At 29.4% G+C, this 10,194-nt stretch carries 8 protein-coding genes; 2 read left to right on the forward strand and 6 right to left on the reverse strand.

What is annotated here, in order from left to right:
- Position 1 precedes the first annotated feature (1 nt).
- The 6 genes from B0A78_RS04540 to B0A78_RS04565 form a co-directional block, all read right to left on the reverse strand.
- On the reverse strand, positions 2 to 442 hold the full coding sequence (locus B0A78_RS04540) for a molybdenum cofactor biosynthesis protein MoaE (RefSeq protein ID WP_065213608.1): 441 nt from the start codon (positions 440 to 442) through the stop codon (positions 2 to 4).
- The gene (locus B0A78_RS04545) at positions 435 to 1,508 is read right to left on the reverse strand and encodes a ThiF family adenylyltransferase (RefSeq protein ID WP_014164542.1); all 1,074 of its coding nucleotides are present in this window, start codon (positions 1,506 to 1,508) and stop codon (positions 435 to 437) included. The genes B0A78_RS04540 and B0A78_RS04545 overlap by 8 nt, the downstream gene beginning before the upstream one ends.
- Positions 1,509 to 1,519: 11 nt before the next feature.
- On the reverse strand, positions 1,520 to 1,762 hold the full coding sequence (locus B0A78_RS04550) for a MoaD/ThiS family protein (RefSeq protein ID WP_014164541.1): 243 nt from the start codon (positions 1,760 to 1,762) through the stop codon (positions 1,520 to 1,522).
- A complete protein-coding gene (mobA, locus tag B0A78_RS04555) occupies positions 1,752 to 2,339 on the reverse strand; it encodes a molybdenum cofactor guanylyltransferase (RefSeq protein WP_014164540.1) in 588 nt (195 codons plus the stop codon). Before mobA ends, B0A78_RS04550 begins: the two co-directional genes overlap by 11 nt.
- On the reverse strand, positions 2,340 to 3,074 hold the full coding sequence (locus B0A78_RS04560; protein ID WP_014164539.1) for a sulfite exporter TauE/SafE family protein: 735 nt from the start codon (positions 3,072 to 3,074) through the stop codon (positions 2,340 to 2,342).
- Positions 3,075 to 3,145: 71 nt separating this feature from the next.
- Positions 3,146 to 4,309, reverse strand: coding sequence for a molybdopterin molybdotransferase MoeA (locus B0A78_RS04565; RefSeq protein WP_014164538.1), 1,164 nt, complete (start codon positions 4,307 to 4,309; stop codon positions 3,146 to 3,148).
- Between the two features lie 235 nt (positions 4,310 to 4,544).
- Between B0A78_RS04565 and B0A78_RS04570 the strand changes: the two genes are divergently transcribed.
- Together B0A78_RS04570 and B0A78_RS04575 are read left to right on the forward strand one after the other, a co-directional pair.
- On the forward strand, positions 4,545 to 7,532 hold the full coding sequence (locus B0A78_RS04570; RefSeq protein WP_077225295.1) for a M4 family metallopeptidase: 2,988 nt from the start codon (positions 4,545 to 4,547) through the stop codon (positions 7,530 to 7,532).
- Between the two features lie 341 nt (positions 7,533 to 7,873).
- Positions 7,874 to 9,730: a DUF349 domain-containing protein gene (locus B0A78_RS04575; RefSeq protein WP_014164536.1), complete on the forward strand. Its 1,857-nt coding sequence runs from the start codon at positions 7,874 to 7,876 to the stop codon at positions 9,728 to 9,730.
- Positions 9,731 to 10,194 lie beyond the last annotated feature (464 nt).

Below are 10,194 nucleotides of genomic sequence, written 5' to 3' on the forward strand. Positions count from 1 at the left end.
ATTATTGATTTTTTTTCCATGTATAACTTTGATCTTCTAAGATTTCTTTTCCAAAAATGGGGACTTCTTTTTTTATTGCTTCAACTATATATTCTAAAGCTTCATAAGTCACTTTTCGTCTAGGTGCAGAAACAAATACAAATAAACAGAGTTCGCCTGCTTCTACTCTTCCTAGACTATGGTAGATGTGCATACAAGTTATACTATATTTCTGAAAGGTATTTTCTCTAATTTCATCTAATTTTTCTACCGCCATTTCTTCATAAGCAGAATAATCTATAGCTATTACTTTTTTGTTCTGAATATTATCAGCCCGTACTTGACCTAAAAAGAGTTGATGTGCTCCTATATCTTTTTTTGCTTGATGTTTTGTAATTGAAGTAGCTATAAATTCGGACTGTATAGCGCCTTTAATAAAAACGTTTTGTTTTAGTCTATTCATTTTCTAATACATTAAGAATTGAATTGATTCCATATTTTAATTGCCCTATATTTTTAAAACCTATTTCTTTGAGTTTCTCTTTTGCCTGGGAACTTCTTATTCCACTTTGACAAATAAGAATTATTTTTTCATTTTTATCCCAATTCTGACATACATCATATAACTGACTTAAAGGAACTGACTCTATACATTGAAATGGTAAATTAGGTAATTCATCTTTTTCTCTTAAATCAATAATTTTGTATTGGTTGTTTTTACATTTTTTAAGAAATTCAACACCATTCATATCTTCAAATGATTCTTTATTAGCTTCTTTTATTTTAAGACCTTTTTTATAACCTAATCTTATTTGCTTTTCATTTTTTAAAAATTCAATTTCAGTAGTACTTTGTAATAACAAATCATATAAAAGCACTTTTCCTGAAACTATTTTTCCTATTTGAAGTATTATTTTAACTACTTCTGCTGCTTGCATGGTACCTAAAATATTGGGTAAAACTCCTAAAACACCATTGGTTGTACAATTGGAAATAGAATTGTTTTTTTGTTCAGGAAACAAACATCTATAACTAGGGCCGTTATTATAATTAAAAACACTTAATTGTCCTTGAAATTTATAAATAGATGCGTATACAAAAGGCTTTTCTGTAAGTAAACATATATCATTAATTAAATAACGTATTTGAATTTCGTCGGTACAATCAACAATTATATCATATTCTTGAATGAGTTTATACGCATTCGTTTCATTTAAAAATACAGGATAAGTATGAATCTTTATAAACGAATTGCTTTTTTTTAGAGCTTTTTTAGCAACCTCTGATTTACTTTGCCCACAATCGTTTAAAGTATACAAAACTTGCCTATTTAAATTAGTTTCTTCAACCACATCCCCATCTATAATACCTAACGTACCTACTCCCATTGCAGTTAAATTTTGTAATACAGAACACCCCAACCCTCCTGCTCCAACTACAAGAACTTTTGCTAATCCCAATTTTTGTTGACCTATTACGCCTATCTTTTCTAAGCTTATTTGACGATTATAACGTTTTAAAATATTCATTTTTATAAATTTTATCCTCCTGCAAAAGGAGGAAGTAAAGCAATTTCATCTTCCTTATTTACAATATATTCTGAGTCTTGAATTTTTTTATTAATTGCTATTTTAAAAGAAATTTCTTTTAATTTTTCGTACTTAAATGATAAAATTTGAATGATTTCAGCACAAACAATCTCATGTTTATCTATTACAATAATCTCTTCTTCTTTATGCGTAACATCCGTAAGTTGACCAAAATATTTAATCTTAATTTGCATTTTTATCCGTAAATTGATTTACAATAATTTTGTATTCCTCTTTTGTATTAATATTCTGTAATTGATATTGAAACCCTTCAGGAATAGCAATTCTTCGAGTTTTAATATTTTTTAATACTTTTCTTAATTGTAATGTGTTACTAACAATAGCTTCTTTAAATACTATTTTTAAATCCGTGTTGTAAATACCAATAAGAGGATTATCACTTTGTTCATTTCCAAAAATGGTAATGCTACTGCTTTTATCAATATGATTTTTAATCAATATTTCCATTAACTCAGTAGTAATTAATGGAGTATCTACACTTACAATAATTGTATAAGGTGTTTTTGAACAACTCAAAGCTGTATAAATTCCTCCCACAGGTCCTTTCTCTTTTATAAGATCTTCAATGGTATAAAACCCCATTCTTTTGTATTCAAGATTAGAGGTAATAACTTGAATCGTATTACAAATAGGGTCTAGAGCATCTTTTATACACTTTATAAAAGGAATATTATTAAGTAAGAGAAGTCCTTTTTCTACTCCCATCCGACTACTTTTTCCTCCTGCTAATATGTATCCTGTTATGTTCATCTAAAGAACTATTAATTTAGTAGAAGCAATCACTAATACAAAAGATAAGATGTACTTTAGAGTCATATTATTAAATTTTTTACTGCCATAAAAAGCTCCCAAAACACCTCCTATAAGTACAACTAGAATAATATGAGTCATTTGTAGCGGAAATTGCCCTTTATTTGCCAAAAAACCTAAGATTCCAGATATGGAATTAACGAATATAAATAAGGCAGAAACAGCAGCTGTTTCTTTCATACGTCCCCAATTTAATAACAAAATAACAGGACTTAAAATCACGCCTCCCCCTATGCCTAAAATACCTGATATAAAACCTATGAAAGCTCCTATTAGAAGGGCTTTTTTCAAATGAATAGCCTTTATTTCGTGCTTTTCTTTCGGTTCAAATACTAGTATTTTTACTACGACAAAGAGTAAAATAATACCTAAAATTATTTTGTATAAATAGGTGTCTATTCTAAAAAAACCTCCGATAAACGAAAATGGAATTGAGGTAATAGCAAAAGGATAAAACAATTTCCAACGAAATTGTTTTGATTTATAAAAAAATAAAAAGGCAATTGAAGACACTAATATATTTAGGATTAACGCTGAGGGTTTCATGACTTCGGGCGAAAATGAAAACAAACTCATCAGTGCCAAGTACCCACTTGCCCCTCCATGTCCTATACTGGCATACAAAAAGGCAATGCTTGCTATGAGAAATAAAAATAGATTTGACTCAATATTCATCTTAATTAAAATTTTACGAGATCTTAACAGTACTCGTCACCTTAATAAGACAAATTTATCTTTTTAATATTTTAATTTATATGATAAATATCAACTATAGAATTTGATTTAACTATATACTCCCCTGCTTCAAGTCTTACAAGAACATTAGCTAAAGCAAAAGTATTCAGCATATTGGAATTTTGATGGCTAAGTATCGTTACTCTTTCTCCATCATAATAGGCTTTTAAAAATTGAGTCCTTGTGTTTTTGATAATATAATCATGTGAAATAGGAACTTTTTTAAATGTATCAGGAATAAGACCCATTCTTTTTTTTATAATAGGCAATACATAAATATAATAACAACTAAGCGAAGCCGCTGGATTTCCAGGTAAAGCATACACTATTTTAGAATCCTTTAATCCTACATACAAAGGTTTCCCTGGTTTTTGACTAACTTTATAGAAAAGGGTTTTTATCTTTAAATCCGCTAAAGCTTTATATACAAAGTCATAATCACCTACGGATATCCCTCCTGAAATAAGAATCATATCATGTTCTAACAATGCTTTTTGAATGGCAATAGTAGTAAGCTCTAGATTGTCTTTTACTTTATAAATCGAAACATCTTCTGTATAATCATTTAAAGCTGATTGCAACATAATACTATTACTTTCATAAATTTGACCAAATGCTAATTCATTTCCTGGGGCAATTAATTCATTTCCAGTTACAACAATTCCTACTGAAGGTTTTTTATATACTGTTACGTGAATAATTCCTAGAGAAGATAAGAAGCCAATAGCAGCGGGGGTAAGCGGAATACCTTTTTGTAAAGCAATATCCCCTAATCGTATTTGTTCTCCTATAGGTCTAATATTTTCCTCATATTTAGGTAATTCTGATAAAATTAATCTATTCTTTTCAATCTTACACTTTTCAATAGGAATTACCGCTATGGCATCATTAGGAACCGCAGCTCCAGTAAATATTTTTATTGCTTGAGATTCTTTAAGTAGAAGCTGAATAGCATCACCTGCCTTTATTTCCCCAATTATATTAAAATCTAAACAATCCAATTTGTTCACAGCAAAACCATCCATTGCTGATTGCTTAAACGGTGGCATATCTATTGGTGAAATAATATCTGAAGCAAGTACATAACCATTAGAATCTTTTAATAAAATTTCTTTTGTAAAAAGTTCTACTTCTATTTCTTCTATTTTTTTTAAAGCCTCTTGAACAGATACCATCTTTTTTGATTTATTTAATCCTTAACTAATTATGTAAAAGTAATGAAAGTCTTTTATATTAATAAAATAGATTAAGAGCATTTTACTACTAAAATTATATTGCAAACTTATATGGTTCGTTTTTAGGCATACTTAAAGTTTTAAAAAAGTAAAAATGTTACAAAAAAGAAACACACCTCTTTTATTTATCTTAAAAAATTGTTAATATTATGGGCTAATAATAAAACTAATAGGTATGAAAAAAAATTATATTGCATTATTTTCTATACTATCTATGATTTCAAATCTGCAAGCACAAGAAAACGCAAAATTTGAATCTAAGAAAGAACATCAAAAAACATTGCGTATGGATAAAGCGTCTTCTCGTGAAAAAGCTTTAGACGCTATAGAAAAAACGTATGGACTAGGTAAAGAGAATCAATACAAAATTAGCTCAGTAACTTCTGATATTACAGGCCTTACACATCAAAGGCATCAACAATATTACAAAGGATTAAAAGTAGAATTTGGAACTGTTATTACCCATGAAAAAAATGGCTTAGTTGAATTAGTAAATGCAGAACTATATAATGCAAAATCACTAGATTTAACTCCTAAACTTTCAGCTCAGAGGTGTTTTCAATATGCTTTAGATTACGCAAATGCAGAAAAATATTTATGGGAAAATCCAGAACAATCTAAAGTTTTTGAATATGAAAAACCTAAAGGAGAATTAGTCATTTTTCCTGATACTAATTCAGGAAAAATATATCTAGCATACAAATACGATATCTATTCTGTAAAACCTATTTCTAGAAAAGAATATTATATTAATGCTAACACAGGAGCTCTTTTATATACAAATCCTTTAATAAAACACTTCCATAAAAATTTAGTTTCAAAAGATCAAATAAAAAGAACAGGTAAGCAAATAGAAAATATTATTCTTCCTTCAGCATTAGCTTCAGGAAATGCAGCTACTCGTTATAGTGGTAACAGAAGTATAGAAACCACTTTTGATACAAATTTAAACAGATATATTTTATCCGATGCCACAAGAGGAAAAGGTATTGTTACCTATAATTGTGCTAATGGTAATTATGCTAATTCTCATTTTACAGATGATGACAATAACTGGACAGCTGCCGAATTTCACAATGCAACTAAAGATGATGCCGGCTTAGATGCGCATTGGGGTGCTCTAAAAACGTATGATTTTTGGAAAACTATTTTCAATAGAGACAGTTTTGATAACAAAGGAAGCGTTATAAAAAGCTATGTTAATCTTGATCTAGCCATAGTTGATCCCACAAATAGCTCTAGTGACAATGCCTTTTGGGATGGTCAATTTATGAGCTATGGCAAAGGAACTGATTTAGATGCCTTAACAGCTGTTGATATTTGTGGTCATGAAATAGGACATGCTGTATGTACCTATACAGCCGATTTAGCATATAAAAATCAATCCGGAGCAATGAATGAGGGATTTTCAGATATTTGGGGAGCATGTATTGAACAATATGCTAAAAACGGCAATCTGAATGCAGCAGCTGATACTGCCAGTCCTGGTACATTAAATGTTTGGAAATTAGGAGAAGATATTGGTCCCTCTTTACGATCTATGAGCTACCCTAATACGAAAAGGGCTCCTGATACTTTTTTAGGATTGTATTATGTAGATACACAAGATGATACTGGAGTTACTCCTGAATGTGCTGATCCAAATGAGGCAAATGATCAATGTGGTGTACACACTAATAGCGGTGTTTTAAATCATTGGTTTTACATATTAACGGCTGGTAAATCAGGTACTAACAATGCTAGTTTAGCAAACGGTGGACAAGATGTTTATAATGTTCAAGGAATAGGTATGACTAAAGCAGCACAAATAGCTTATTATGCTGAAAGAGATTATTTAACTCCTAACTCTACTTTTATGGATTGTAGAAATGCAACCATAGCTGTAGCAAATTCTTTATATTGCGCATCAAGTCCAGAAGTACAATCCGTTACTAATGCTTGGTATGCTGTAAATGTTGGAAGCGCATACAATGCTGTTGCCAATGACATTGTTTTAAAATCTTTACAAGGAGGCAATTTAAATGTAAATTGTGGTGCATCCTATAACCCTATAGTTACTTTTGAAAATGGAGGATCTAATATTATTAATGCTGCTACGATAACTTATAATATAGACGGTGGGGCAAGTTCTACCCTAAATTGGAGTGGCAATTTAGCTCAATGCCAACAAGCAACAGAAGCTATAAACATAAATGGGCTGACTCGAGGTTACCACATACTAAATGTTACTACTAACATAACAAATGATGGTTTAACAACTAATAATACCAAATCTATGGTCATCTTAGTAAATGATTCTGGAAATATAGGCTCTATAAACACATTTAATACAGCTAATGACGCTTTAATATCTGTAGATAAAGGAGGAAAAAGCAATACTGTTTGGGAAAGAGGTATCGTGAACAAAACCAATCTATCAGTTACAGCTACTGGTAATTCACCAGGGTATGCTACAAAATTAGTAGGAAACTATCCTGATAAAACTACGTCTTACTTAGTTTCTCAATGTTATAATTTATCAAACTTAACCAATGCAAGGGTAAGTTTTGATATGGCATTTGATCTTGAAAGTAACTGGGATATTATTTATTTTGAATATTCAACCAATAATGGAGCCACTTGGACTCCTCTGGGGGAGATGAATAACACTTGGTATAACAGTTCTAGAATGCCTAATGGTGTGGATTGCTTCAATTGCATTGGAAAACAATGGACTGGCGATTATCATATTGCTCCTTCAGGAGGTAATGGAAACAATGGTAATAAAAGAAATTATAGTCAAAGCCTAACAGAAGTAGGCCCAGCATCAAATGCTATTTTCAGATTTACTTTTATATCAGACGATGCTTCAAATCAAGAAGGAGTCTTCATTGATAATTTTGTTATACAAGGAACTTTAGGAAATGAAATAAATAATTTTGAATACTTTGAAATTTCTCCTAATCCATCGAATGGTAAATTTGATATTACTTTGTCTACAGACCAAGAAGTAAAAGTTAAAATTTTTGATTTAGGTGGTAGAAATGTATTTGAAAGAAAATATGAAGTAAAAGGTTCTGTCTTTAATAATGAGATAGATTTATCTAATATTTCTTCTGGTGTTTACATTTTAAATATAGAAAGTAAAAATAAAAAAGAATCAAGAAGAATCATTATAAATTAATTTTAAAAAATCTCTAAAGAAGGTATCCAAAAAGTAGACAATCTTATCATTTAGCTTTGTTTAATCAATTCTTTCTAATTTACCAAGAAAGTTCAGAATGAACAGATAAAATAAATCAAATAATATATCCATTATTAGGTTTCTTTTTATCTAAATAAAAACTAAGTGTTAGTTATCTACTTTTGGAAACCTTCTTTTTTATTCTATCTCAGGTATAAAATATTTTCTTACAACAATTCTAAATCGTCAATATAAAAAGGTTTTATAACCTTATTATTTTTTATTTAAATTTGATTTTATTAACTTGTGCAAAATATTATTAACTGTAAATATCCTGCAATATGCAAGAAGAAATGAATGATAACCTGCTAAAAGCAGATGGAAATGATCACAATCTATCGCAATCACATACTCAATTAGCGATAGAAACCATCGAAAACTTAAATGCAGAAGTAAGTGAAGATAATACATTGGAAGATGAACACGAAATTCCAATGAAAGATTATCATACCATGAGTATGGATTTATTAGTAACAGAATTTGAGCAATTGCTTTCTACTGACAAGATTATGGCCATTCGTAATCATGTAGAAGAAATAAAATCTGCTTTTTTATCTAAATACACTCATTTTATTGAAGAAAAAAAAGAAGAATTTTTACATGAAAACCCGATTGAGAATTTTGAATACTATTATCCTACAAAAACAAAATTTGATTCATTATATAATAATTATAAAGACAAAAAAAATACCCACTTCAAGAATTTAGAAGCTAAGTTAAAATCGAATCTTCAAAATAGACTAAATCTAATTGAAGAACTTAAAACATTACTAGCTTCAAATGCTGAAATAAAAGATTTATTGAAGCAATTTAATGACATCCGTGATCGCTGGAAAAATGCGGGGTCAATACCTAAAGACAAATACAACCATGTTTGGAATAACTACCATTTTCATCTAGAAAACTTTTATGATTTATTACATCTAGATAGAGAAGCTCGTGATTTAGAATTTAAACATAATTTAGACAAAAAATTAAAAATTATAGAAAGAGCTAAAGGTCTTTTAGAAGAGTTAGATGTTTTTAAAGCTTTTAGAGAACTTCAATTATTACATAAAGTTTGGAAGGAAGAAATAGGTCCTGTATCTAAAGAAAATAGAGAAGAAATTTGGAAAGCTTTTAGCGAAGTAACGAAACAAATGCACGAAAAACGTGAAGGTTTATTTGAACAACAACGCTTAAAAGAGGAAGAAAATCTAGCCCTAAAAAAAGATATTATAAACCAAATTACTCAAATTACTCAAGAAAAAATAATTATACACTCTTCTTGGCAAGGGCAAATAAACAAAATAGAACAATTAAGAAAAGCTTTTTTTGAAGCAGGCAAAGTACCCACAGAAGTAAATGAGCAAACGTGGGCTGATTTTAAAAATGCTGTTCGAAATTTTAATGCTAGCAAAAACTCTTTTTATAAAGATATCAAAAAGGAACAACAGTCCAATTTAGATAAAAAAAATGCCTTAGTTGCTAAAGCAAAAGAGTTAATGAATAATGACAACTTTGATGAAACTACCCCTATCATGAAAAAAATCCAAGAAGATTGGAAATTAATAGGTCATGTTCCTAAAAAGTTTTCGGATAGTGTTTGGGGAGAATTTAAAGAAGCTTGCAATCACTATTTTGATAGATTAACGGCCTTTAGAAACCAAAATGAGGCTATTGAAATTGTTGCTTTCGATAAGAAAAAAGATTATTTAGAAATTGTAAAGACGTTTACCCTTTCAGGAGATCATAAAAAAGATTTAGAAGCTATAAAGAATCATATAGAAACTTGGAGATCATTTGGTAAAGTACCTTTTTCTAGAAGACATATAGAAGGTAAGTTCAATAAAGTACTCGATGGATTATTTGATCATTTGACATCAAGTAAACGTGAAGCCGAAATGGTACGATTCAATAGCCGTTTAGAACAATTAAGCCAAGAAGGACAACATAAAATAGACGGAGAAAAGATTTTTATTCAACGAAAAATAGAAGAAGTTCAAAACGATATTTTTCAATTAGAAAATAATATTCAATTCTTTTCTAATGCCAAAAAAGATAATCCTATGATTATTGAAGTAAAGAAAAATATTGAACGTAACAGAGAGGAATTAGCTATGTGGAAAGAAAAATTAAAGCAAATCCACACGCTTTAATTCTATTGAAACGATAAAGAAGTTATACAAAAATAATTTAATATTCATTTTACCCCTCACAACAGGAGAAATCACATGATCAATATTCTGTGATTTCTCCCTATGCTTAACAACCTTAATAGTCTAAATATTTGATAAAATGCTATGAAATATTGTAAAATAGGATATTACCAAAAGTTTATTGAAATTCGTTTCAATAAACTTTTTTGTTTATAAAAAACTCAAAAATGCTGTTTTATATACAAAAGTCTTCAAAATATCCAAAAAGGGATTCCTAAAAGCATACACCTTTTCAACCGAAAAGAAGTCTTTAATCTCTTTTAACCTTCAATTTATCAAGATATTGTCTTAAGAAAGCTTTCATTTTAGCTAAATCATATCCTCACGTTTTCTCTTTGAGGGAACTTACGGGATACATTACAAAAGAACAAGGGTAATAATCAGAAAAGAAAATTCAAAGTTTA

This window comes from Flavobacterium columnare NBRC 100251 = ATCC 23463 (assembly GCF_002530675.1).
Lineage (GTDB): Bacteria > Bacteroidota > Bacteroidia > Flavobacteriales > Flavobacteriaceae > Flavobacterium > Flavobacterium columnare.

Coding starts and splice junctions, on each gene's coding strand:
- mobA (WP_014164540.1), bottom strand. CDS start 2,339: ATGAACATAACAGGATACATATTAGCAGGAGGAAAAAGTAGTCGGATG.
- B0A78_RS04560 (WP_014164539.1), bottom strand. CDS start 3,074: ATGAATATTGAGTCAAATCTATTTTTATTTCTCATAGCAAGCATTGCC.
- B0A78_RS04575 (WP_014164536.1), top strand. CDS start 7,874: ATGCAAGAAGAAATGAATGATAACCTGCTAAAAGCAGATGGAAATGAT.
- B0A78_RS04565 (WP_014164538.1), bottom strand. CDS start 4,309: ATGGTATCTGTTCAAGAGGCTTTAAAAAAAATAGAAGAAATAGAAGTA.
- B0A78_RS04545 (WP_014164542.1), bottom strand. CDS start 1,508: ATGAATATTTTAAAACGTTATAATCGTCAAATAAGCTTAGAAAAGATA.
- B0A78_RS04540 (WP_065213608.1), bottom strand. CDS start 442: ATGAATAGACTAAAACAAAACGTTTTTATTAAAGGCGCTATACAGTCC.
- B0A78_RS04570 (WP_077225295.1), top strand. CDS start 4,545: ATGAAAAAAAATTATATTGCATTATTTTCTATACTATCTATGATTTCA.
- B0A78_RS04550 (WP_014164541.1), bottom strand. CDS start 1,762: ATGCAAATTAAGATTAAATATTTTGGTCAACTTACGGATGTTACGCAT.